Source organism: Thioclava arctica, assembly GCF_040892615.1.
Taxonomy (GTDB): Bacteria; Pseudomonadota; Alphaproteobacteria; order Rhodobacterales; family Rhodobacteraceae; genus Thioclava; species Thioclava arctica.
The window spans coordinates 91,038-114,544 of sequence record NZ_JBFRYC010000004.1 but is presented as its reverse complement, the minus strand read 5'-3'; the positions used below and the strand labels follow the sequence as shown (position 1 = coordinate 114,544).

30 protein-coding genes and 1 tRNA gene are annotated in these 23,507 nt (G+C 61.3%); 3 read left to right on the top strand and 28 right to left on the bottom strand.

The window, feature by feature from the left end; translation table 11 throughout:
• Nucleotides 1–13: 13 nt before the first annotated feature.
• The 27 genes from AB4874_RS08895 to AB4874_RS08765 form a co-directional block, all read right to left on the bottom strand.
• Nucleotides 14–445: an NlpC/P60 family protein gene (locus AB4874_RS08895; RefSeq protein WP_368391720.1), complete on the bottom strand. Its 432-nt coding sequence runs from the start codon at nucleotides 443–445 to the stop codon at nucleotides 14–16.
• Nucleotides 442–1,332: a phage/gene transfer agent baseplate hub protein gene (locus AB4874_RS08890; protein ID WP_368391719.1), complete on the bottom strand. Its 891-nt coding sequence runs from the start codon at nucleotides 1,330–1,332 to the stop codon at nucleotides 442–444. The genes AB4874_RS08895 and AB4874_RS08890 overlap by 4 nt, the downstream gene beginning before the upstream one ends.
• Entirely contained in the window at nucleotides 1,332–1,964 is a 633-nt protein-coding gene (locus AB4874_RS08885) for a DUF2460 domain-containing protein (RefSeq protein ID WP_295537118.1), read from the bottom strand. Before AB4874_RS08885 ends, AB4874_RS08890 begins: the two co-directional genes overlap by 1 nt.
• A gap of 10 nt (nucleotides 1,965–1,974) precedes the next feature.
• A complete protein-coding gene (locus AB4874_RS08880) occupies nucleotides 1,975–2,634 on the bottom strand; it encodes an RcGTA-type gene transfer agent tail tape measure protein (RefSeq protein ID WP_368391718.1) in 660 nt (219 codons plus the stop codon).
• Complete coding sequence (locus AB4874_RS08875) at nucleotides 2,631–2,852, bottom strand: rcc01693 family protein (protein ID WP_368391717.1); 222 nt, start codon at nucleotides 2,850–2,852, stop codon at nucleotides 2,631–2,633. Before AB4874_RS08875 ends, AB4874_RS08880 begins: the two co-directional genes overlap by 4 nt.
• Entirely contained in the window at nucleotides 2,849–3,178 is a 330-nt protein-coding gene (locus AB4874_RS08870; protein ID WP_368391716.1) for a gene transfer agent family protein, read from the bottom strand. The genes AB4874_RS08875 and AB4874_RS08870 overlap by 4 nt, the downstream gene beginning before the upstream one ends.
• Nucleotides 3,179–3,189: 11 nt before the next feature.
• Entirely contained in the window at nucleotides 3,190–3,603 is a 414-nt protein-coding gene (locus AB4874_RS08865; protein ID WP_295537124.1) for a phage major tail protein, TP901-1 family, read from the bottom strand.
• A gap of 83 nt (nucleotides 3,604–3,686) precedes the next feature.
• Nucleotides 3,687–4,094: a DUF3168 domain-containing protein gene (locus AB4874_RS08860; RefSeq protein WP_295537125.1), complete on the bottom strand. Its 408-nt coding sequence runs from the start codon at nucleotides 4,092–4,094 to the stop codon at nucleotides 3,687–3,689.
• Nucleotides 4,091–4,429: a head-tail adaptor protein gene (locus AB4874_RS08855; protein ID WP_295537126.1), complete on the bottom strand. Its 339-nt coding sequence runs from the start codon at nucleotides 4,427–4,429 to the stop codon at nucleotides 4,091–4,093. Before AB4874_RS08855 ends, AB4874_RS08860 begins: the two co-directional genes overlap by 4 nt.
• A complete protein-coding gene (locus tag AB4874_RS08850) occupies nucleotides 4,426–5,022 on the bottom strand; it encodes a head-tail connector protein (protein ID WP_368391715.1) in 597 nt (198 codons plus the stop codon). Before AB4874_RS08850 ends, AB4874_RS08855 begins: the two co-directional genes overlap by 4 nt.
• A gap of 192 nt (nucleotides 5,023–5,214) precedes the next feature.
• Nucleotides 5,215–6,414 (bottom strand): phage major capsid protein, encoded by a 1,200-nt coding sequence (locus AB4874_RS08845; RefSeq protein WP_368391842.1) that lies wholly within the window; start codon nucleotides 6,412–6,414, stop codon nucleotides 5,215–5,217.
• Nucleotides 6,415–6,452: 38 nt separating this feature from the next.
• Nucleotides 6,453–7,010, bottom strand: a complete 558-nt coding sequence (locus AB4874_RS08840) for an HK97 family phage prohead protease (protein WP_295537128.1) — start codon at nucleotides 7,008–7,010, stop codon at nucleotides 6,453–6,455.
• 10 nt (nucleotides 7,011–7,020) lie between these two features.
• Nucleotides 7,021–7,254: a GTA head formation protein, RCAP_rcc01685 family gene (locus tag AB4874_RS08835; protein ID WP_295537129.1), complete on the bottom strand. Its 234-nt coding sequence runs from the start codon at nucleotides 7,252–7,254 to the stop codon at nucleotides 7,021–7,023.
• Nucleotides 7,255–7,258: 4 nt separating this feature from the next.
• A complete protein-coding gene (locus AB4874_RS08830) occupies nucleotides 7,259–8,437 on the bottom strand; it encodes a phage portal protein (protein WP_295537131.1) in 1,179 nt (392 codons plus the stop codon).
• A 151-nt stretch (nucleotides 8,438–8,588) separates the two neighbouring features.
• Nucleotides 8,589–9,935 (bottom strand): DNA-packaging protein, encoded by a 1,347-nt coding sequence (locus AB4874_RS08825; protein WP_295537143.1) that lies wholly within the window; start codon nucleotides 9,933–9,935, stop codon nucleotides 8,589–8,591.
• Nucleotides 9,886–10,215 (bottom strand): hypothetical protein, encoded by a 330-nt coding sequence (locus tag AB4874_RS08820; protein WP_368391714.1) that lies wholly within the window; start codon nucleotides 10,213–10,215, stop codon nucleotides 9,886–9,888. Before AB4874_RS08820 ends, AB4874_RS08825 begins: the two co-directional genes overlap by 50 nt.
• 199 nt (nucleotides 10,216–10,414) lie before the next feature.
• Nucleotides 10,415–11,581, bottom strand: a complete 1,167-nt coding sequence (gene mltG, locus AB4874_RS08815; RefSeq protein ID WP_368391713.1) for an endolytic transglycosylase MltG — start codon at nucleotides 11,579–11,581, stop codon at nucleotides 10,415–10,417.
• Nucleotides 11,581–12,846 carry a beta-ketoacyl-ACP synthase II gene (gene fabF / locus AB4874_RS08810; RefSeq protein ID WP_368391712.1) on the bottom strand — a complete coding sequence of 422 codons (1,266 nt, stop codon included), beginning with the start codon at nucleotides 12,844–12,846 and terminating at the stop codon, nucleotides 11,581–11,583. Before fabF ends, mltG begins: the two co-directional genes overlap by 1 nt.
• Before the next feature lie 275 nt (nucleotides 12,847–13,121).
• Nucleotides 13,122–14,522: a GGDEF domain-containing protein gene (locus AB4874_RS08805; RefSeq protein WP_368391711.1), complete on the bottom strand. Its 1,401-nt coding sequence runs from the start codon at nucleotides 14,520–14,522 to the stop codon at nucleotides 13,122–13,124.
• Nucleotides 14,523–14,735: 213 nt separating this feature from the next.
• Nucleotides 14,736–14,969, bottom strand: a complete 234-nt coding sequence (locus tag AB4874_RS08800) for an acyl carrier protein (protein WP_038061267.1) — start codon at nucleotides 14,967–14,969, stop codon at nucleotides 14,736–14,738.
• Nucleotides 14,970–15,189: 220 nt separating this feature from the next.
• Complete coding sequence (gene fabG, locus AB4874_RS08795) at nucleotides 15,190–15,927, bottom strand: 3-oxoacyl-[acyl-carrier-protein] reductase (RefSeq protein ID WP_368391841.1); 738 nt, start codon at nucleotides 15,925–15,927, stop codon at nucleotides 15,190–15,192.
• A gap of 80 nt (nucleotides 15,928–16,007) precedes the next feature.
• Nucleotides 16,008–16,937 (bottom strand): ACP S-malonyltransferase, encoded by a 930-nt coding sequence (gene fabD / locus AB4874_RS08790; RefSeq protein ID WP_295537437.1) that lies wholly within the window; start codon nucleotides 16,935–16,937, stop codon nucleotides 16,008–16,010.
• Nucleotides 16,938–17,048: 111 nt separating this feature from the next.
• Nucleotides 17,049–17,468 (bottom strand): glyoxalase superfamily protein, encoded by a 420-nt coding sequence (locus tag AB4874_RS08785; RefSeq protein WP_295537436.1) that lies wholly within the window; start codon nucleotides 17,466–17,468, stop codon nucleotides 17,049–17,051.
• Nucleotides 17,469–17,776: 308 nt separating this feature from the next.
• Nucleotides 17,777–18,136, bottom strand: a complete 360-nt coding sequence (locus AB4874_RS08780; protein WP_295537435.1) for a group I truncated hemoglobin — start codon at nucleotides 18,134–18,136, stop codon at nucleotides 17,777–17,779.
• Nucleotides 18,137–18,223: 87 nt separating this feature from the next.
• Nucleotides 18,224–18,922, bottom strand: coding sequence for a winged helix-turn-helix transcriptional regulator (locus AB4874_RS08775; protein ID WP_368391710.1), 699 nt, complete (start codon nucleotides 18,920–18,922; stop codon nucleotides 18,224–18,226).
• A gap of 226 nt (nucleotides 18,923–19,148) precedes the next feature.
• The gene (gene glnA / locus AB4874_RS08770; RefSeq protein ID WP_295537434.1) at nucleotides 19,149–20,558 is read right to left on the bottom strand and encodes a type I glutamate--ammonia ligase; all 1,410 of its coding nucleotides are present in this window, start codon (nucleotides 20,556–20,558) and stop codon (nucleotides 19,149–19,151) included.
• Between the two features lie 72 nt (nucleotides 20,559–20,630).
• Nucleotides 20,631–20,969, bottom strand: a complete 339-nt coding sequence (locus AB4874_RS08765) for a P-II family nitrogen regulator (protein ID WP_295537433.1) — start codon at nucleotides 20,967–20,969, stop codon at nucleotides 20,631–20,633.
• A gap of 315 nt (nucleotides 20,970–21,284) precedes the next feature.
• Here AB4874_RS08765 and AB4874_RS08760 point away from each other — a divergent pair, with 315 nt between their 5' ends.
• Nucleotides 21,285–22,148 (top strand): NAD(P)H-hydrate dehydratase, encoded by an 864-nt coding sequence (locus tag AB4874_RS08760; RefSeq protein WP_368391709.1) that lies wholly within the window; start codon nucleotides 21,285–21,287, stop codon nucleotides 22,146–22,148.
• An 83-nt stretch (nucleotides 22,149–22,231) separates the two neighbouring features.
• Here the strand turns inward: AB4874_RS08760 and AB4874_RS08755 are convergent, their stop codons facing one another.
• Nucleotides 22,232–22,759, bottom strand: a complete 528-nt coding sequence (locus AB4874_RS08755) for a Hint domain-containing protein (RefSeq protein ID WP_368391708.1) — start codon at nucleotides 22,757–22,759, stop codon at nucleotides 22,232–22,234.
• A 143-nt stretch (nucleotides 22,760–22,902) separates the two neighbouring features.
• Between AB4874_RS08755 and AB4874_RS08750 the strand changes: the two genes are divergently transcribed.
• Nucleotides 22,903–22,986, top strand: a tRNA-Leu gene (locus AB4874_RS08750).
• A gap of 190 nt (nucleotides 22,987–23,176) precedes the next feature.
• A complete protein-coding gene (locus AB4874_RS08745; protein WP_368391707.1) occupies nucleotides 23,177–23,503 on the top strand; it encodes a hypothetical protein in 327 nt (108 codons plus the stop codon).
• Nucleotides 23,504–23,507 lie beyond the last annotated feature (4 nt).

Below are 23,507 nucleotides of genomic sequence, written 5' to 3'. Positions count from 1 at the left end.
TCAACTGGCTCCCTCATGGAAAGTGAAACCGCGCCACAATGCGCCGCCGCCAAGGACGCGTGAGCGCACTCTCGACAACGCCGTGACCGGTATAGGCATGGATAAACGCGCCCTGCTCGGCGAGCGCCGAGACAATGCCCAGATGCTTCGCCACACCATTAGCACGCATCCGAAACAGCACCACATCGCCTAGGTTCGCGCCTTGCGCTGGGTGCAAATGCCGCGTCAGCGCGCGCCAAAGAACCTCGTCTCCCGCAGGCTCGCCCCAATCGGCGCTGTAGCGCGGCATGCTCTCGGGCTCAGCCCCATAAATCTCGCGCCAAACGCCACGCAACAGCCCGAGACAATCGCTACCGACACCGCGATGCGAGGCCTGATGCAGATAGGGTGTACCAATCCAGTCCCGCGCAATCGCTACTACGCGCAGCCCCGGATCAAGGCTCAACTGAACAGGCTCCCGCCATCGTTGGCCCCACCCTGCACCGGATAAGACACAAGCCAGTCCTCTCCCGGAATATGGGGAAACCCGCGGAAGTTCAGGAAGTTGGCGAACTTGTCGCGACAGGTTTGCACACGCTTGTCACAACCCGCCTCAAGTCGCACCAGATCGCCCACGCCAATCTCGGCGCCAATACGCTGCCACAGCTCGATCTCACGACGATCCCCTGCCAGCGTGTGATCATTCTTCACGAGTCCAACCAAACCCGCAGATGCACCTGACAAAACCCTGAACCGTCCTTTTTCAAACCAGCGCGCATCAAATCCCGCAACCGCGTCAAAGGTGAACACCACCGCGTCGCTCACGCTCGCAATCGGCCCCTCAAACACAAAGCCCAATTGGTCCAAGTCGAACCGGCATTGCCCATCGCCCAGCACAGCCGAGCAGCGTGGGTGATACACCCGACCACGCTCGACATTGAGCGCCTCGGCCAAACCACGCAATTCCGTCGTAAACGCCCCCTCTTGGCGCGAGATTTCCCCCATTGAGCCACGAAACAGCAACGCATATTCAGACAGATCGGCCCAGTTTACGATCCAGGCGCGCACCTCAGCCCCGTCATATCGGCCCGCCAAAATATCCGCCTCGGTGATCGCCTCCGAACTCAGCGCGCCATAGGCCTCGCTATTGTCCACCGACAGGCCTGTACCCTGCGCAATTGCCTTGGCCGTCATCCCGCTATCGGGCTCAAACTGCACGCCCTCAAAGGAAAACGCCACGTCATGATCAGTGAACCCCAACACGGCTCCATCACCACGCGTCACCGCCCAGGCCCGCGCAATCGTCGTGGCTCCGCTGGCAAGATGCGCTTTTAACGCCTCGGAAAAAGCCATCAGATACGTACCTCCACAATCGGAACCTGCGGCATGTCGCCCGCCTGAAAGGACTGGATCGACACCTGTATCGCATCCGCATCAAAGCGCACGGGCACATCAAATTCGAACCCGGCCGTGATTGGCGCACCCTCACCGGGGGGATCATAAAACGTCACCAGCCCGTTCGCCGTATCCACCTCCCAATCCACCGCTTCCGCTTGATAGGCGCCCTGCACACCGGCCTTCACCGTGCCAGCCACCGGCTTGAGGATCGGACGGCTATAATCCACGCCGCCCGAGCTATATTTCTTGCTCAGCTGAAACACCCGAGTGACCCCGTCACCATGTCCGATCAGCTGATCCTCGTAATCCACATCGCGCGAAGGCACGCAGCTTTTGAAATCCGCCCAATCCTTCCAGCGAAACCCGTGCAACTGCCCACCGCGCGCCTCGAAAAACGCAATCAGCCGCGCCACATCATCAAGCGAGCGCAATCCAACCCCCGCATCATAGCGCCGACGCGAATGCGCCCAGGGCGAGTTGCGCTCTTCAAACCCGTTGCTCAGCGTCACTATCTCGGTGCGCCGCTCGGGCCCGCCAACCGAGCCAAAACTCAAATTAGCGGGAAATCGAATGTCGTGAAATGCCATTTCTTGTCCCTCACCGGTTGCGTTCGCCGCGCGCCAATGCGCGATTGACCTGCGCTGCGATCTGCGTCGAGCTGCGCGCGAATCCGGCCACATCTGGCGTGCTCACATTCATCACAACGTTCACGGCGCGCCCCCCTTGCGAGGCCACACCCAGCCGCCCATCAGCCCCCCGCGTGAGCGGCATGATCGCTTCAGGGCCAGCCTCGCCCATCAGCCCCGTGGCACCGCGCATCGGGAATGTCGTCGGGCTGCTGACCACACCGCCTTTGGCAAACGGCATCACCCGGCCTTGGCTAAACGCCCCACCATTGGCAAATGCGAACATCCCGCTCAAAGCCGAGTTCATCCCATTGGCCAGCGCGCCCCCCACGGCCTGTTGCACCGGCTTCATGGCGACGTTGTAGACGCTGTCAGCCATGCGCTGCGCCACCAGCGACAGCGCATCCGACAGCCGCACCCCGTCAAACGCCACCCCGTCAAACGCACTTTTCAAGGTGCGCCCGAACGAGTTGCTCAACGTGTTCACCTCGCGCCCGGTAAACACCAAACTCTCGCGCATCGAGGACAGTTCGGAATTGAACACTTCCGCCATCGCGCCCACACCGCCCAAGCTTTTTTCCAACTCAGCCGCTTGCTGGCTCAGCCCGTCGATCCCATCCACTTCGATCATTGGTTCGTCCTTTCAGATCCATCCGCGCGATCGGGAAACCGCGCCAGCAGCGCCTCAAACCGCGACCGCCCCATCGGGCGCGCCGCGCTGACCCCCTCACCCAGCATGATCGCCAGTTCTGCAGGTGTGAGCGCCCAAAACTCCGCCGGGCGCAGCCGAAGCTGATGCAGACCCACCCGCATCAGCCCCGCCCAATCCAGCCCCTGCGCCGGCATCATGCTTCCCCCGCACCCGGCACTGCAAACGCCCGCGCCAGCAGTTCCGCCGCACGCTGCGCTGCCACCATCGGCCCGCCGCCAATCTCGACACCGCGCAAATCCTCAGCGCGACCTTGCCAACCGCCTCCCCGCAGCCCCGCCACGATCAGCGCCAGCACATCGCGACTGGAAAACCGCCTCGCCTCGAACCGCTCGACCAGCGCTATCATCCCGCCAGCCTCACCGATCTCAGCCTCCAATTCGGCCAGCGCGCCCAGCGTCAGCTTCGCGCGATGCGCGACACCATCAAGTGTGATCTCGACCTCACCGGTCCAAGGGTTCGCCATGTGTCACTCCCTCAGATTGCAGTGAAGGCCAGCGCGCCCGCCGAGGCCAACGCAATCTCATAGCTCGCCTCGCCATCATGACTGCCCGCATAATCAATCGAGGTGATCATGAACGCGCCCTGCACGATCCCAAAATCGGGGATCACGACCTGAAACTCTGGCACCTCGCCATCGAAAAAGATCTGGCGCGCGCGCTCATCCGTGCCCGCATCCTTGAACACGCCAGATCCCGAAATCTGCGCCGAGCGCACCCCCGCTCCCCCCAGCAATTCGCGCCAACGCCCCTCGCTTTCCAGCGAGGTCACATCGACCGTTTCGGCATTAAAGGTGATGCGCGTGGCGCGCAGCCCCGCGATGGTCTCAAAGGTCTGATTGCCATTGATGTCGAGTTTGATCAAAAGATCCTTGCCGTTCTGCGCCGCCATGGCTCATTCTCCGATTAGTGAAAGAAACCGCCTGCCAGCGCCGATCTGACGCTGGCAGAATGTTGATTTTGTGAAAGTTTTGCTCAGCCTTCAACGCGGGCGCGAAAGGTCAGATCGATCCGGCGCGTTGCACCTTTATCCACCCGCCGAGCCTTGGCCTTGAGAAACCAAAGCCCCACGACATGCCCCCGAGACAGCTCAAGGTCCGCCCCCAACAGCGCATCCGAGATCGCCTCGGCCACCTGTTTTCCCGCCTGAAACCCCGCCTCATCCGTGATCACCGACACGATGAAATCATGCACCGCCCCGTCCCCGGTCTTGTCGGATGCATCACGCGCATCTTCAGGTCCAAGGCTCACATAAGTTCCCGTCACCGTGCCCGCAGGCACCGCATCATAAACCGCAGCCCCGACCAAATCGCTCAGCACGACATCGCCCTGCAAGCGCTGGTAAACCGCGCCCTGCAAGGCCGCGCCAATCGCATAGCTCATGCCACCACCTCCTCACGCGCAAAACAGGTCAGGTAGTGACCCGCCACGTCATTTTCCGCGACCGCCAGAATGCGAAACACCCGCGCGCCGTCGCGAAAGCGCTGCTCGGGCAAGGGGCGGCGCGGCGATCCCTGCGGGGCCGCGCGTACGGTGATCTTCCACGGCACGGAGGCCAGTGTCACAAATTCACCTGCACGTTCCACACCAGTGCCCGGGCTCATCTGCGCCCAGACTTCCCCCAACGCTACCCAAGCATGGCTGAACCCGCCCGCGCCATCGGCCACCCGCTCGGGCGCTTCCAGCACCAGCTTTCGGTTGAGAACAGGCACGCTCATCCCCGCCCTCCCAGCATCCGCACCGTGCGCCAACGCTCAATCAGCGCCAATACGCCAAACGGCATTTCGCTGCCCGCCCCCGCACTGTCATGGCGCAGCTCGAAATACTGAGCTGCCAGCAAAAACACCGCCTGAGCCAAATCGACCGGCAGATCCGCCCAACGCGGGCCAAACCCACCCGTGAACCGGATCTGCGCGGTGCCCCCCGTCGGAATTGTCGGCAAACTCGCGCTAAACGCTTCCAGACACGGGCGTTGCATATCCTCGATCAACCGATAGCGCTCGGGCTCGATAATCGTAATCGCCCCGGCACGATCCACCAATTGCATTTCCAAAACCGCGCGCACCGGCGCCACCGGCAGGGCCTGCACCGCCCCGCCCCGCCACGCCTCTACGCTCAGCACAAAATCGCGTGCCAACAACGCCTTGGCGGTGCGCCCCTCGATCGCGGCCATCGCTGCGCGCAAATACGCCTCAAGTGCCGCATCCTCCGCCCCAAGGTCGCCAAATCCCGTGCCCAGCCGCAAGTGATCGCGAAACTCGACCAAAGGCAGTGCGCTTGTGGCCACCGCCGTCTCTTCTCTTAACATCATGGACTCTCTCCGAAATTCACGAGATGACACCCCGACTCCATCGGGATGCCATCCTTCATGTCGGACGCAGGCCCCGCCACCACTCGAACGGAGGGAGCAGCTAGGCAGCGGCTGACAGACCCGCGCCCGCCCCGAACCGGTCACCCGGCCCAAGGACCGGAGGGCTACGCCCCCCGAGCCCCGTCACGCCTCTCAGGAATCGGCGAATTTCAGCAACTTGATCGCAGCGAAATCGCTTACATCGCCGCCCACCCGCTTAGACGCATAGAACAGCACATGCGGTTTCGCCGAGAAGGGATCGCGCAGCACACGCAGGTCCGGGCGTTCCGCCACGGTGTAGCCGGCGTTGAAATCGCCAAAGGCCACCGCAACCGCATCCGAGGCGATATCGGGCATGTCCTCAGCAATCAAAACCGGATAGCCCATCAGACGCGCAGGCTCACCCGCCGCCAGACCGTCCGACCACAAGAAGCGGCCATCGGCATCCTTCATCTTGCGCACCGCGCCCGCCGTCTTCGAGTTCATCACAAAAGACGCATTGGCGCGGTATTCGGCATCCAGCGCATAGACCAGATCCACCACCGCATCGGCCGGATTCACCGAAGAAAAATCGCCATCCGCACCCGTCGCGACATAGCCCAGACCACCCCAGGCCCAGGCGTCATTGGCGACAGCCGGATGGGTCAGAAACCCGGTGGGTTTATCCACACCATTGCCCGAAATGAACGCCTGCGCCTCGGCACGCGCGAATTTATCGGCAATCCGCTGTGCCAGCCAAGTCTCGACATCAAACGCGCTGTCATCCAACAACCGCTGGCTCGCCTTGGGCATCGCCGCCAACTCATAAAGCGGGATCGAAATCCGGTCGATCTGGGGCGTCGTGGTCTCGGTCAGGTTCGCCGTTTCGGTGGCCCAACCCGACCCCATCTCCGAATGATCCACCAGCACGTCAAACGAACTCGCCTCGACATTGACGACATTGGCGATCATGCGGATCGACGCGGTCGAGCTCAGCACACCGCGGATCGTATCGCTGGTTTGCGGGTCGACCAGATAGCCACCCTCGCCAGCCACTGCGGTATTGAGACCCTTGCCCTCAAGGCTCAGGCCCCGCAGCCCGTCATCATCACCCGAACGCAGATAGGCCGCGAACGCTTTCTGATGAGGGGCCTCTTCAAGGGCGGCGGCGGAAAGGGCGGGACGCCCTGCGGTCATATGTTTGGTCTGCAGCATGGTCAAACGCTCATCCTGTTGTTGCAACTTTACATTCACTTCTTCTTGGAAGCCTTTGACTTCCTTTAGGAACCCGGCCAGCGCGGCTTTCACCTCAGTTGCCGGGTCCGGGCCTTCGGACACACCCGTCCCGGCCCGAGCCTTGATCTCGGTCTTCATGCTCACTCCATCTCCATTGCGATCAATGGGCCGGGCGCTCAGCGCGCGGCCAGTTCAGCTGCAGCGCTGCAAAGCACCCCAGCCAGATCGCGCAACGTGCCATCCAAAGCATCACCCTTGGACGCCACACGCGCCTCGCGAAGCATCGGGAAGGTCACAAGCGACACCTCCCAAAGCTCCAGTTCCGCAAGAAGCCGCTGGCCTTTTGCGTCCTTCTCGGCAGCCACCGTGCGGTAACCGATCGACAAGCCGTCAATCGCCCCCGCCGCGATCAGCGCTACCGCCTCGCGGGCGCGAGCCACGTCAGGCAGCAACCGCCCCTTGACGTAAAGCCCACGCGCATCCTCATAAATCTCGTCCCAGATCCCGATTGGCTGAGCAGGGTCATGCTGCCAGAGCATCTTGACGCTGCCCCCACGCCCCTTGAGCCGCTCAAGACCGCGCCCATAGGCCCCTTTGCAGACCACGTCGCCACCCTGATCGGGCAGACCAAACAGGCTGGCATAGCCCTCGATCACCGATCCATCGCTGACTTGCAAAGTCGTCGCCTCGCTCGCGCAAAACTTTAACTCCAGCCCGTAATCATCTGTTGTCATGTGCTTTTCCTTACTTCGGCGCAAAGTCCAATACGCCCTGAACGGCTTGGGTCAGGATCACCGCGACCACCCCGTACACCGTCATCCACAAGCGCCGCTCAAGCCCCTCGATCATCGTCTCGATCCGCCCGAGCCGCTGATCGACCTGAGCGAACTGGATCTCCATGATCTTCTCGGTCGCCTCCATGCGCTGCTCATGCACCGCGAAAGGCTCCTTGAGATAGCGCGACCCACCTGTCGCCATGCCCTCACCCCTCGGCCAGAGGCGGCAGGCCCAACAGCACCCGTTTCTCCGCGTCACTCAGGAATTGCGCCTCGCCCACGCGCTTCCATTGCTGGTCACGCTCGGCCGCCAGCGCCGGGATCTGATCGAGGTCAGGCTTGAGCAAAACCCGCTCGCCCAAATGCGTCGACAGCCACCACGCCACATCCGCCGCGACCTTGCTGGCCAAGGGCAGAATGGTCAGTCGATAGAATGCCCGATGCGCCTCGGCGTAATTGGCATAGGTCGCATCCCCGGGAATCCCGAGCAGCATCGGCGGTACGCCGAAAGCCACCGCAATCTCGCGCGCCGCGCCCGCCTTGGTCTCATGGAACTCCATATCCGAGGGCGAGAACCCCATCGGTTTCCAGTCCAACCCGCCTTCCAACAGCATCGGACGCCCCGCATTGCGCGCGCCCTGATGGTGGCTCTCCATCTCATAGACCAGCCGATCATATTGATCCGGGCTCAGGCTGCCCTGACCATCCGCACCTTTGTAAATGATCGCCCCCGAAGGCCGCGCCGCATTGTCCAGCAGCGCCTTGGACCACGCGCTTGCCGAATTATGCACATCCAGCGCAACCGCCGCCGCCTGCATCGGGCTCAGCCCGTAGTGATCATCTTGAGGATGAAAGCTTTTCAGATGGCAGATCGGGTCGGGACTGCCCGTCATATCAAAGCGATGCTTGCGCCCGCTCACGGTGTAGTCATACGCCACCGGCCATCCATCCGCGCCCGGCACGATGCTCATCCGATCCGCGCGCAGCACATGCAGCTCGCGCGGCAGCCCCGGCTCAACCGCAACCGCCTCCAGATAGCCATTACCCGACAGCATCATCTGCCCATAGAGCGCCTCAAAGAACTCGCCCTGCCCTTGGCCGGCATTCGGTCGCGCGATCAGATCGATCAGCGGGTGGATATCATAGCGCCGCTCTGCGTCCTGACACACCAAAGGCACCGCCGCTGCGGCTTCCGCAATCAGCTTGACACAGCGAAAGCCAATCGGGTTCCCCGTAAAGCCTTGGCGCGTCAAAGACGCCGTGTCGCGCGGACTCCACACCACGCGCCCAGACCCCGACGCCATCGCCACGATACGTCCCGTCGCCGAAGCCTTTTGCTCCGGCGCGCCACCCGCATCGGATTTGCGAAACATTTTCCAACCCATTCCCGTCTCCTTCTCGCGACCGCACCCGGTCCGGCAAAGAAAAGGGCCGGGAAAGATCCCAGCCCTTGCTCTCGAATTTCATCTGTCGAACCGGGGGTTTTGCACCCCCGGCCCCCCGCAGGATATTTAAATCAAGAGGAAGACAGCCCTCTCAAAGCCCGCGCACCTGCGGTCGTTTCCAATGGGCTGCGGGTTCCAAAATCAGCTCATGCAGCGCCCAAACCAGCGCATCCACCCGATCGGGCGAGCCCTTGCCCTGAAAGCCCTGCAAGCTCATCTGCGCCATCTGGTCTTCCAGCGCACCAAGGTTTCCCGCCTTGAGATGGCGCACCCGACCCTGCTCATACAGGGCAGCCACGGGTTCGGCGCGCGCCGATTTCCCACGCGTCGCCCGCAACGCCTTAAAGGGAATAAGCGGGTCGATCTGGCGCAGCACGCTCTCGATCAAATCACCGCCTTGGTTGACCTCTGCCACCAGTTTTTCCGCGCCCCAACGCTCCATCGCCGCCACACCTGCGCGCGCCCAGTCGGTGGGTTTGCCGCGAATGCTCGCATCCTCCAACACCACCGCGCGCCAGTCTTGCACCGGGCCGCGTGTGCACGCTCCGACAACGACGATCCCACATTCATCCGAAGCCGCCTTGCCACTCACCGATGGGTCCAGCGCCACCACGATACGATCCAGATCGCCGGGCGCGTCCACATGAGACGCCTCCAGCATCGCATTGCTCCAGAGCGCACCCTCGACATCATCCAGCAATACGCCGTCCAACTCTTGCCGTCCCAACCGCGTGCCAGCATAGCGCGCCTGCACTTCGCTCAGAAAACTCTCGGCAAGATAGGCCTTGTTCGCCTCGGTTGGCGCATGGGTCACGACAGTGGATGGGTTATTCAAAATCGTCTTGAGCACCCCGACATTGCGCGGCGTGGTCGTGATCACCTGTTGGGGATGCGTCCCCAGCCGCAACGCGAATTGCAGCATGTCCCAACTGTCCTCGGCCTTCTTCCACTTCGCCAACTCATCCACCCAAGCCGCATCAAATTGCGGCCCGCGCAGCGACTCAGGCTCAAAGGCCGAAAACGCCTGCGCTATCGCCCCGTTGGGCCAAACCAACCGCTTGCGCCCAGCCTCCCAAACCGGGCGTCGATCCGGGGGAGAGCACGCCAAGATCCCGCTTTCGCCAAAGATCATCACCTCTCGCACCTGATCAAAGGTCTCACCTACCAGCGCCACGCGCCGCGCCTGACCGGGGTCGAGCGGCTTTGCACCTTCCACAATGGAACGCACCCACTCGGCCCCGGCCCGCGTCTTGCCCGCACCGCGCCCGCCCATGATCACCCAGGATTTCCAGGCACCACTCGGGGGCAGCTGATGGGGCAGCGCCCAAAACTCAAAGATCCACGGCAAGGCCAGAAGCGCATTGTCATCCAACCCTTCAAGGAACGCATCAACGTCCTTCTGCGTCGCGCAGGCAAGCCAAGCGGCGCCCGATCTCAGCACGGGCGAGGTCGAAATCAAGCGCGCCTTCGCGCCCGGTTGCGACCCCGGCAAGCTGTTTGCGGAGTTTCTCGACACGCGTTCTCTCCTCCATCACCAATTGGAATGCGGTGCGCAAATCCTTGACCGCCAGCACCGCCGCTTTCGCCTCAGCTACCTCGCCGCGCCGCACCCCCAGCAGCGCCGTCGCCAGCTCTTCGGCCACATCCCTGTAGAGCGCTTCCGTCAGATCCAGAAGATCGACCGAAGCACCGCCCCCACCCACAGTTTCATTTTTCATGAAGTCCGAACCCACCCTTCAAAGTTGGTCCGTTCGAGAGACATGAAAAAACGCCGTCGGGTTTCCCCGCGGCGCTTGCCCACTTCTCCTAGCATGCATAATTACTACTTTAGAGCGTTCGCAAAGTCAAGCGCTAAATCCAGGGTTGTTTTTAGTGGCCAAATAAAAACCCGGCCTTAACCGGGTTTCTATAATAAAATCAATTGCCTGAGCCGGTTTCTTGCGCCTTCTTCTCCAGCGCACGCCAAGCCGCAACATTCTTGTTATGCTCTTCAATCGTACTGGCAAACGCATGCCCACCCGACCCATCAGCCACGAAAAACAGGTATTTGGTCGAATCGGGATGCAAAGCCGCCTCGATCGCCGCGCGTCCCGGATTCGCAATCGGTCCCGGAGGCAGCCCGTCGATGACATAGGTGTTATAAGGTGTCGCCTTACGCAATTCAGACTGGCGCAAGCCACGCCCCAACATCCCCTTGCCGCCCGTCACCCCGTAAATCACCGTCGGGTCCGTTTGCAGCTTCATCCCTTTTTCAAGCCGGTTGATGAACACACTCGCCACCTCGGGCCGCTCCGACGCAACACCTGTTTCCTTCTCGACAATCGAAGCCATCGTCAGCGCCTGTTCCGGGTTCGCATAGGGCAGCCCATCCGCGCGCCCAGCCCAAGCATCCGCCAAGATTTTCGCCTGCCGTGCCTCCATCATATCCAGCAACGCCTGACGATCCGCCCCGCGCTTGACCTCATAGCTATCGGGCGCCAGCGATCCTTCAGTAGGGACATCGGCAATCGTGCCATCCAGGAACGGCGCCTCTCGCAACCCCTGCACGATCTGCCAGCTTGTCACCCCGTCCACCACCGTCACACGGGTGCGCACGTCGGCAGCCTCGGCTTTGCTCTCAAACCCTTCGGGCGGCTTTTCGCTCTCGGGATTATACTCTGCGACCTTCTCATAATTGCCCGTCGCCGGGTCAAGCTCGCGCAGCAGCACCTCATTGCCACTCACCCCGATGCGAAACACCAACTCGGTCCCGCATGTCGAGGGCCCCCCCGCGGTGATCTGATTGACAATCGCCTCCATCGTGGAATGGGGTTCAATCAGATACGAGCCGAATTTCAGCTGGCTCGCCTTGTTCTGATATTGCGCACCGGTGCGGAAAATATAGGCCGAACGCACGGCACCGCCGCTCTCAAGATCGCCCGAGACTCCGCGAATATTGGCCCCTGGCGCGACACGCAAACACATCGCCTGCGCCAGCGGACCCGGTTCAACATATTGCCGCTTTGCCCAAGCGACCAAACCGCCCAATGCGACCAGAATGATCACCGCAAGCGTCAGAAAATTCGAGACGATATTGCGCCACATCACCCTTGCACCTTACCCAGCACGAGGCTCGCATTCGTTCCACCAAAGCCAAAACTGTTCGACAATGCCACGTCAATCTTGCGTTTCACCGCCACTTTCGGTGCCAGATCCAACCGCGCCCCTTCGGGCGGATTGTCCAAATTCAACGTCGGCGGCGCGATCTGATCGCGGAGCGCAAGCACGCAGAAAATCGCTTCCACTGCACCTGCCGCGCCCAGCAAATGCCCGATCGAGGATTTCGTCGAACTCATCGTGGCCGTCTTGACCCCCTCATCGCCCAGCAACCGCTCGACTGCGCCCAACTCGATCGTATCCGCCATCGTCGAGGTGCCATGCGCGTTGATGTAATCGACCTGCGCAGGCGCAAGATCGGCGCGCTCCAAGGCCGCTTTCATCGCACGAAACCCACCATCGCCATCCTCAGCAGGTGCCGTGATGTGATAGGCATCGCCCGACAGACCATAGCCCAAAACCTCGGCGTAAATCTTCGCACCGCGCGCCTTGGCATGTTCATATTCCTCAAGCACAACACAGCCCGCGCCCTCTCCCATCACAAACCCATCGCGATCCGCGTCCCACGGGCGGCTTGCCGTCTGCGGCTCATCTCCCCGCTTGGTCGACAGCGCCTTGCAGGCGTTAAACCCGGCAATCCCGATCTCGGACACCGGGCTTTCCGCACCACCCGCGACCATCACATCGGCATCGCCCAGCATGATCAGCCGCGCCGCATCGCCAATCGCATGTGCCCCCGTCGAGCAGGCCGTGACGACCGCATGGTTCGGTCCCTTGAACCCAAACCGGATCGAGACCTGCCCCGACACCAGATTGATCAACGCGCCGGGAATGAAAAACGGGCTGACGCGACGCGCGCCGCGTTCCTTTAGCAGCACAGCCGTATCGGCAATCGTGCTCAACCCGCCAATGCCCGAACCAATCATCACACCGGTGCGACACCGGCTTTCCTCATCTTCAGGCACCCAACCGGAATCGCGCACGGCCTGCGTCGCGGCCGCCATTCCATAAAGGATGAAATCATCAACCTTGCGACGCTCCTTCGGCTCCATCCAGTCATCAGGATTGAACGTGCCATCGCTGCCATCACCCAGCGGAATCTCGCACGCATATTTTGTCACCACGCCCGACGCATCAAAGCGCGTTATCGGCCCCGCCCCAGATTGCCCGGCGATCAACCGCGCCCAAGTCTCCTCGACCCCGCATGCCAGCGGCGTGACCATCCCAAGACCCGTAACAACAACCCGGCGCATCCCCGACCTCTTTCGCTGAAAACTCTCGAAAGTTCTGATACACGCGAGGCCCGCGCGGCGCAATCATCCAGACGAGCCGCACCCCCCCTAAGCCCCCCAGCGCGCAAGTCTCTGCCACCCAAATCGCGACGGCCCCGCAAATGCGCGCGACCACGCGTCTCTCACGTTCCACGAAAAACCGGGCGGCTCATCTCAAACGCGCAAAATTTGAGACCTGCAACTTCAACACACCCACAAAACCCGGCAATCCGCCCGGCCGCCTCACTCAACTCAGATCACGCTAGGCAACGGTCCGACACCGGCCTGCCACAGACCGCTTCAGCAGATGGCGGAAACGGCGCATCACTCACAAGCTCACCCATTCGATCAATCCGCTCGCCAAAGCCCTGCCCTGTCGCCAACAAAACCCGGTTCCGCCCCAATTTCTTGGCCTCATACAGCGCGCCATCGGTGCGCGCATAAATTTCATGCATGCTTTCCCCAGCAATCCATTGCGCCACTCCGATCGAGGCCGTCACCCGTTGCACAGACCCATCCTCACGCGCGACCCGCACATCCTCGATACAGGCGCGCAAACGCTTGGCGATCTCATAGCTGTCAACCAAAGTCGCGCCCGGCAAAATCACCGCAAACTCCTCACCGCCGACACGGGCCAGGGTATCATCCCAGCGCATCTCCAGCCGCAGCGCCCGCGCCACATGAGACAACACCCGATCCCCCAGCTCATGCCCGCCCAGATCATTGATCGACTTGAACCGATCCAGATCAATCATCAACATCGAGAACGGAACGCTACCGTCTTCTGCCTGTGCCACCGCCCGCACAAAACGGCGCTCCAACATTACCCGGTTGAACACCTTCGTCAGCCCGTCGCGCAAAGCCAGATCCGACATCATTCTCTCTAGCTGACGACGCTTGTGATCGGCCCGCTCCATCACCATCGCCGTCACCACGATCAGCGCGATATTGAACCCTGTCAGGGCGGCAATCAGCAAAAAGACCTCGCTTTGCCCCTCCAACCAATCGGGCACACGCATGAACAGCCCGCCCAAAACAAGCGGTGTCAAAATCCCGAGGAATAGCTGCATGCGCGCATTGCGCCCCGACGCGTAGGGTCCAAGAAGAACCCGCATCACGCCGCGATTGGCATGGATTGCGGCAATTGACCCGGCCAACGCAGCCGTCATCATGGCCGTTGGCAGCGACATCTGCCCCAGTATCTCATGCTGCTGCCAGATGCCTGCAATCATCAAGATCACGGTCAATCCCATTGCCAGAAAACACAACAGCGCCCCCACCGAATGAAACCGCGCCTCGCTGATCAGGAAACCAGCCGCAATCATGCCCAGCACCAACGCGGTGTTCCAGCCCATCATGTAAGGCCCGCCAACTCCGAAAACCGGCCCGAATTGCGGAATGAACCGCGCTATCACAATGCCCAGACACAGCGCCGCCAATAGGTTTGCAACGCGCAGATCGCGTCGCCGCATCTGCACTGCAAAAGACAGAAGCAAAACCAAAATCGACGTCATTTCATGGGTTTTATAGCTATCCGTGAAAACCCCAAACATCCGCTCCGAACGCAGAAAATGTCCCATCAAAGGCCAAAGCGCGATCGCCGCCGCCAGCCACGCCAAGGGGCGTACCAGAATTTGAGAAAGACGATAAACGGTCAAATCTTGGCTCCTCACTCTCGCACGCATTGCGCATCTACGTCGCGCGCCACGGAACGTGTTGGCCAAGCAAGGGAAAAATGCTGAACAAATCCTTAACGACGATCATCAAACAGTCGCTCCCGCTACGCGGGATTCAAACCTTGCCGCACTCAAAACGAAAAACGGCGCCCCACTCTGGAGCGCCGTTCAAATAGCTCAATCGCCAAAAGCGCGTTACGCGGCTTCCGTGATGAATTTGACCGCATCGCCGACGGTCTGGATGTTCTCAGCGGCGTCATCGGGAATCTCGATGCCGAACTCTTCTTCGAACGCCATGACCAGCTCAACGGTGTCAAGGCTGTCAGCGCCCAGGTCGTCGATGAACGAAGCGCTCTCGGTGACCTTGTCTTCTTCCACGCCGAGATGTTCCACGACGATCTTCTTCACGCGATCTGCGATGTCGCTCATGTCAATTCCTCAAAATTCTAGGGCCCAAGGCCCAGTCTATGCTCGTTCGAGCGTCTCATACACCCCCGACGGATCACGAGGCCGCAAGCAGACCCCACGCAATTTGCGCAAGGCCCGTCTGCTGCGCTCTTAGCGATTGGTGCGCTGCATGGCAAGCCGTTTCTGATGCCCGCGCAAGGCGGAATTGCCCTCAGATAACACGATTGTCAAAGCCACAGCCTCAGATCATCGCCATCCCGCCATTCACGTGCAACACGGCCCCCGTGACATAGCCCGCCTCGGGGCTGGCCAAATAGCGCACAGCCGCGGCGATCTCGTTCGGCGTGCCCATCCGCCCGACCGGAATCTGGCCCATCAGCGCACCCTTCTGATCGTCATTCAGCTTGTCCGTCATCGCCGTCGCGATAAAGCCCGGCGCGACACAATTCACCGTCACACCCCGGCTCGCAACCTCTAGCGCCATCGATTTCGACGCGCCCACCAGCCCGGCCTTGGCGGCAGCATAATTCACCTGTCCCGGATTACCGGTCTGACCGACAATAGAGGTGATGTTGATGATGCGCCCCCAGCGCGCCTTCATCATCATGCGCAACGATCCGCGCATTAGACGAAACGCCGCCGTCAGGTTCACATCAATCACCGATTGCCAATCATCATCTGACATCCGCATGCTCAGCCCGTCGCGCGTGATCCCGGCGTTATTGACCAGAATATCCAAGCCCCCCATCGCCGTAATCGCCGCCTTTGGCAGCGCCTCGACCGAAGTCGCATCGCTCAGATTTGCGGGGCACACATGCGCGCCTTCGCCCAATTCAGCGGCCAATGCCTCCAGCGGCTCCACCCGCGTGCCCGACAGCGCCACAACCGCACCGCCCGCATGCAAAGCGCGCGCAATCTCGGCACCAATGCCTCCGGACGCCCCGGTCACAAGCGCACATTTTCCAGTAAGATTAAACATCTGCGAACCTTTCTTCATCTGGCTTTCATCTGGCCAAAAATACTCCTGGGGGTCCGGGGGGAAGATCCCCCGGCGCGCCCTTAGCCCTTCAGCGCCGCAATATCCTCGGGCGTGCCCACTGCGCGACATGTCACGTCCTTGGCGATGCGGCGGATCATGCCCGACAGCGCCTTGCCCGCGCCGATCTCCCAGATCTCATCCACGCCCTGACCGGCCATCCAGGCCACACTCTCGCGCCAACGCACCGAGCCCGTCACCTGCTCCACCAGCAACTGGCGGATCAGATCGGGGTCGCTTACGGCCTCAGCGCGCACATTTGCCACCAGCGGCACGACAGGCGCTTTGATCGCAACATCGGCCAAAGCCGCTGCCATCGCATCGGCGGCGGGCTGCATCAATGCGCAATGGAACGGGGCCGACACCGGCAGCATCACCGCGCGTTTGGCCCCGGCTTCCTTGGCCAGAACCGTGGCGCGCTCGACCGCTTCTTTATGGCCCGAAATCACCACCTGCGAGGGATCATTGTCATTGGCGGCCTGACAAACCTGCCCCTGCGCCGCCGCTTGCGCCACCGCCGAGGCTGCCGCAAAATCAAGCCCAAGCACTGCCGCCATAGCGCCCACACCCACCGGCACCGCCGATTGCATCGCCTCACCGCGCAGGCGCAACAGCCGCGCGGTATCAGACAAGCTCAATGCCCCCGCCGCACACAGCGCCGAATATTCACCCAGCGAATGCCCCGCTACAAACGCCGCATCGCTCACCGAAAACCCTTCGGCCTCCAGCGCGCGCATCGCCGCTATCGAGGTCGCCATCAGCGCAGGCTGCGCATTCGCCGTCAGCGTCAGCGCCTCAGCCTCGCCTTCCCAGATCAGCGCGCTCAGGCTCTCGCCCAAAGCCGCGTCCACCTCGTCAAACACCGCCTGCGCAGCCGGATAGGCCTGCGCCAATGCGCGCCCCATGCCGATGGTCTGCGCGCCCTGCCCGGGAAATACGAATGCTCGGCTCATCTCGGCCTCCTCCTGCGTTTTCTTTGCAGTCCCAATAGCGCGCGCGCGACCTTGGGGCAAGTTGTGCAAGCGGATAGAAAAAGGGCGAGGCCGCGTGCCCCGCCCTCTCTCTCAGTTCAAATCCAAATGCGCCACCCCGTCCGAGCGCCGCCCGACCGAACGCCGATCCGGCCCGATCGTCGCGCGCACCCGTCGGCGCAGCGAACTGAACGCGGCGCTTTGCACCACATCCACCGGAGTATCGAGCGCGATCTCGATCTCGAGATGCTCGGCCCCTTTGCGTTTGAGTGCATGCACGCGGCCCGTGATCGGCTGCCCCATGTAACGCCCGCGCACCGGCTCGCCCAAGGCAAGCCCTTGCCCGACCGGCGCCTTCAGCGCCGCCGCCATCGTGTTCCAATCCGCATGCCCCGAGGCCTGCGCATGGATCTCATAGGCTCGCGACAGGCTGACGGGTTGGCCCGCCCGCTTCATTGCATCGGCCAGACGATGCGCCTGTGCCTTGGCCTCTTTGATATCTTTCGCAATCATTGTGTCGTCTCCACGGGGGATAATCCCACCGCTCCGGTGCCCGCATTGCCGTAACGCCCCCGATAAGAGAGCTTAGAATATCCGAATTTCACCAAAGGTCTCCCCGCGGGCGGCTGGCATCCGGGCGCCAAGGCGGTCAAATGGGAGGAGCAGGGCTGGCTGTCAAGGGGTGAGGACAAATGCCAACCCAGCGCGTTGCACCAAGGTCAAAACGGATTCGCGCCAGCAGATTGGACCATCCAGACGACCCGCCCAAGGGCGCTGAACGCGATGCGTTGCAGGGAAGACCACAGAACAGTGCGCGACCGTCAGACGCCAACAACGTCGGGACGAAGCGTGTGGAAGATATAGAGCACTTCCGCTTTCTCGTGATCCCCCACGTCAGCATTCGTCAACGCCTTCATCAGATCATCGACAGCCGCCATATATTCGTTGTCGGAAATGTTCATGTGTTTGTGGGCGCTGAGCATGTCCAACCCATCATAATTGTTGGGACCACCCGACCCCATCACAAAGAAATCCGTGGCCTTCTTTTTTATAGCGACCGGATCGCTGCCTGCGAAACGCTTGCCAATCAACGGGTTGGCAATGTGGAAGTCAACAAGGTCGGATGCGATTTGGGCGATTGCGTCGGCACCTCCGAGGCGCGCGTAAAGGGTATCGGTCATCAGCTTTCTCCATTGTCTTGAGGGGCAAGCATGAGAGAAACCAGAAACCCTCGATAGTCCTGAAACTGGACTCCCAGGGGGCGACAGCTAGCCCGCGATCTTCTTCTGTGCGGCGAAAGGACTAAGGCCCAACCATTGCGCCATGGACCGGGCCAAGGCCGGGTCACCATCCACCAAAAGTTTCGATTGCGCCTCGCGCACCGAAGACAGCCCCATCCAGATGGCGGTCATGGTTTTGAGATCCGTGGTGACCCAAAGGTCGACATCAAACCCCGGATCCGTCGAACACAGATCGACTTCGACCTTTGCCTTGGGGTCGATGATCAGCCACCATTCGCGACGATTGGCGGGGAGTTCCGGATAGCAGAACTGCACGACAGTGCGTTGCGTTGGCAGCGGCGCGGGATTGATATTGCGCCGCATGTCCCACATCAAAAGCGCAGGATCGAGGTTCTCAAGAGTGGCCTGAGTCTTGACCCATTTCTGCCCCCAAACACCAAAGGATTCGACGACCTGTTTCAAATCCTGTCCGGCCGCCGTCAGTTGGTAATCGTGAATACCGATCTCATCGGCGACCGGCGTGCGCAGGACGATCCCAGCTGCTTCAAGCTCCTTGAGCCGTTGTGACAGAAGTGTCGGAGACATCCGGGGAACGCCGCGCCGCAGATCCCCGAACCGGGTCGAGCCTGCCACGAGTTCACGCACAAGAACCATGGTCCATCTCGTGCACAGAACCTCGGATGCCATCGCAACCGGGCAGAATTGCCCATAGCTCCCCTTCGTCATCCAAGAGCCCTCCCTAGGCCCAAATGACCTAAAGATGCAGCATAGCATTATTAACGCCCAATTTCATTCGAATTGCAGCGGAGCGATCCGAACGACACGCGAAACTTCCACAGCGTCTTTTCGCCCGCCGCAATGCGTCAGGTTCGGGCTCACGCTAGACAGCCCTTCCCCCACCACGAAAAAGGGCGCCCGAAGGCGCCCTTTTCCAAATTCATCACACCCTGCCTCAGCAGGAGTAATACATCTTGTATTCCACCGGGTGGGGGCAATGCTCGTAGGCATAAACCTCTTCCCACTTGAGCGCCATGTAGCCCTCAAGCTGGCTTTTGGTGAACACGTCGCCCGCCAGCAGGAACTCGTGATCCGCTTCCAGCGAGTCCAGTGCTTCGCGCAACGAACCACACACGGTCGGGATCGCGGCCAGCTCTTCGGGGGGCAGATCATACAGATCCTTGTCCGAGGACGGGCCGGGGTCGATCTTGTTCTTGATGCCGTCAAGACCCGCCATCAGCAGCGCTGCAAAGCACAGGTAGGGGTTTGCCGAAGGATCGGGGAAGCGCGCCTCGACACGTTTCGCCTTGGGGTTCTCGGCCCACGGAATACGCACACAGCCCGAGCGGTTGCGGGCCGAATAGGCGCGCAGCACGGGGGCCTCAAAGCCCGGGATCAACCGCTTGTAGCTGTTGGTCGAGGGGTTGGTGATCGCGTTTAGCGCCTTGGCATGCTTGAGGATGCCGCCGATGAAATACAGCGCCTCTTGGCTGAGATCGGCGTATTTGTCGCCTGCAAACAAGGGCTTGCCGTCTTTCCAGATCGACATATTGACGTGCATCCCGGTGCCGTTATCGCCCGAGATGGGCTTGGGCATGAAGGTCGCCGACTTGCCATAGGCATGGGCCACGTTGTGGATGACGTATTTGTATTTCTGGATCTCGTCGGCCTGATGGGTCAACGAACCAAAGACCAGACCCAGCTCGTGCTGACAGCTCGCCACTTCGTGGTGATGCTTGTCGACCTTCATCCCCATGCGCTTCATGGTGGACAGCATTTCCGAACGCAGATCCTGCGCCTCGTCGATCGGGTTGACCGGGAAATAGCCGCCCTTGATGCCGGGGCGATGGCCCATGTTGCCCATTTCATACGAGGTGTCGGTGTTCCACGAGGCGTCGATCGCGTCGACCTCGAAGGACACTTTGTTCATCTCGACCGAGTAGCGCACGTCGTCGAACAGGAAGAATTCGGCTTCCGGCCCCCAGAACGACTGATCACCGATACCCGAGGCTTTCAGATAGGCCTCGGCTTTTTCGGCGGTGCCGCGCGGGTCACGATCATAGGCCTCGCCGGTGTCGGGCTCGACCACGGTGCAATGCACGCACATGGTTTTTTCAGCGTAGAAGGGGTCGATATAAACCGAGCCCGCATCGGGGATCAGTTTCATGTCGGATTGATCAATCGACTTCCAGCCAGCAATCGACGAGCCGTCGAACATGAAGCCTTCTTCGAAGAAATCTTCATCGACTTCAGTGTTGATCAGCGTGACGTGCTGTAGTTTGCCGCGCGGATCGGTAAACCGGACGTCGACATATTCGACCTCCTCGTCCTTCATCAGCTTTACAGCGTCCTTAATCTTGCTCATGTCGCTAAATCCCTTTCGTTGAGCATTGGGAAGGCCCCGACCCGAAGGCGCGTGGGGCCGAATTGGGGAAACTTACAGCGCGTCGTCGCCGGATTCGCCGGTTCTGATGCGGATCGCCTGCTCCATTGAAGAGACGAATATCTTGCCGTCACCGATCTTTTCGGTGCGCGCGGCCTGCGTGATTGCGTCGATGGCGGCATCGACCAGATCGTCGGGCAGCACCATCTCGATTTTGACTTTGGGCAGGAAATCAACGACATATTCGGCGCCGCGATACAGCTCGGTATGGCCTTTCTGGCGCCCGAACCCTTTGACTTCAATCACCGAAAGCCCCTGAATTCCGACTTCCTGAAGCGCTTCTTTCACTTCGTCGAGCTTGAAGGGCTTAATGATCGCCTCAACTTTTTTCATGCCGCCGACTCCCCCGTCTGGTCTTGTTACCGACCCCCTCAGACCACTTTCCTACAGCCCTCGCAATCGGCGAGGCTGGGTGTATCTTGGTGCAAGCGGGGAATCCCAAAGGCGCGCCCTCTTTTCGGGCAGATGGCGCAAAAATTCAGCAGTTTTGAAACTTTTGGGCGCAAACTCCCCCCTTGCCCTGTTGTATGTCTTTGGCGCAGAGCACATCCTCACGCCAGTGGCCCTGCACCATTCACCAAATCCTCAGACAGCGCCGCTAGACCGTATGCGCCTTTTCCATTGCCCAACGCCCCCGACGGAGGCCCCATGACCCACCAGATTGCCCTAAGCGAAAGCATGCGCGCCAATCTCGCGAAATCGTCGCAGGCACATAAATACGGCCACGGCCATGCGGTGATCTTGTCAGGGGGCGCGGGTCAGGGGGGGGCGGCCCGACTGGCCGCGCGCGCCGCCCTGCGCGTGGGGGCCGGACTGGTCACCATCGCCGCCCCGACCGCGTCATTTTACGAACAGGCCGCGCAATTGACCGCAATCATGCTCGCCGCCCTGCCCGACAGCTACAGCCTGCGCGGCCTACTACAAGACGAGCGCCTGAACGCGCTGTGCCTTGGCCCCGGACTTGGGCGCAAACGCGCGCTTGAAATGGTGCCCGCCGCCCTGTGGGGCGCGCGCGCCACGGTACTGGACGCCGATGCGCTCACCGCCTTTGACGAGGAGCCCGAGCATCTTTTCACGCAGCTGCATGAGAGGGTCGTTTTGACCCCGCATATGGGGGAATTTCGCCGCCTCTTCCCGGATTTGGCGGACGCGCTCAGCGCCCCTGAAACGCCCCTGTCGCATAAGATCGAGGCGACTGCGAAAGCCGCCAAGCGCGCGGGCTGCACCGTGCTGCTCAAGGGGGCCGAGACCACGATCGCAGATCCGAGCGGCAGAACCGCGCTGCATTCTGCGACCGGCGCGCGCGCTGCTCCTTGGCTTGCCACGGCGGGCGCGGGCGATGTGTTGGCGGGGCTGATCACAGGATTGATGGCGCGCGGGCTCACGCCCTTTGATGCAGCCTGCACCGGGGCCTGGCTCCATGTCGAGGCGGCGCGGGCCTTTGGCCCCGGCCTGATCGCTGAAGACCTGCCCGAAATGCTCCCCCGCGTCTTTCGCGAGATTGGGCTGTAAGCGGATGTCATCGCAGGCCGAGAACACGGCGCGCCCCATGCCCCGGCGTGCTTGGGCGCGACCCGCCCGCCCCACAAATGACCTTAGGCGGTGACGCGCGCAGGCGTCATCGCAACCTCGACGCCATCGACATAGATCACTTCGGGCCCGTCAAATTCCAGCACGAACATGCGCGCCCGCCCGTTGCCCTTGGTCACATATTGCCCATCAATCATCGAACAAGCCGCGACCAATGCCTCCTGCTTGCCATAGATCAGTTTCACACGCCAATCGCGCAGCAACAGGCGCGCTTGCAGACCCAGCAGCAACGGCGCACCGGGGCGGTCATGCCCCAACGCGCCCGGCGCCACGCGCACCAACGGCCCAACATAATCCCCGCTGCGCACAGCGCGCAGCCTGCGCGCCCCAGCGCGCGTGATGATGTGATCGCCCGGCTCGAGATATTCGATGGGCAACGCCCCATCCAATGTGTAAATCCGCGCGCCCTGTGCAATCGCACCGGCCAAATCGCGACTATCGGCACTCGCGTCGTCGCGCGTGCCGGCCTTCAAATCGATCAATTCGTGCAACAAGGCGCTCACCCCATCGCACCCCGGACCGGTTTTGCCCATGGTGATACCTGCTTATCTGCCTCAAGTCATGCGGCGTCTTTTGCGCCTTTCCAACAGCTTAGGCGCATCCACGCCAAAGATGCGAGCAAAAAAGCAAGCACCCCCTTTCCAGCGCGCACTGCTGTTGCTATTACGCCCCGCATGCGGGTGTGGCGGAACTGGTAGACGCACCAGATTTAGGTTCTGGCGCCTTTGGCGTGGGGGTTCGAGTCCCTTCACCCGCACCATCAACTTCGGTTGAAACCCTTTCTCATTGACGAACAAGTACTTGCGCCGTTGTGCCAAGGCACAGCCTTGGACACAGCGAGAGCATTTCGATGTCCGTTACATTGAAGCTGAATCCTATCACCGAATTGTCGGGAGACCAGAAAGGGCTCCGCAGACGCCCGCCCCAAGGATGCGGCCGGGGCCAAGGGAATGAACGCCAAAACAGGCATAGAGGACACGACGTCCGACATCAATTTTGCTCAACATGTCCCCCTGTCGCCAAGCCGGACACAGCAACCTGCACGCTTTTTAAAATCGTATTTTCCTGACACATACCGAAATCAAATCAATCGTTCCGACCCCAATGCCCCCACCCTCGCCCGATTTCATGGTGCCTGCGCGGCGATGTTTGGGGAAATACATGACACCGAGATGATCCGCGCACGCCTGTTTTCGCCTTGCCACCAAGGCGCGCGCCCCCTAGAAGGGCGGCTGAAATTGCGAACCGGCCGCGATCCGCGCGGCGTTAAGAGATAAAGGA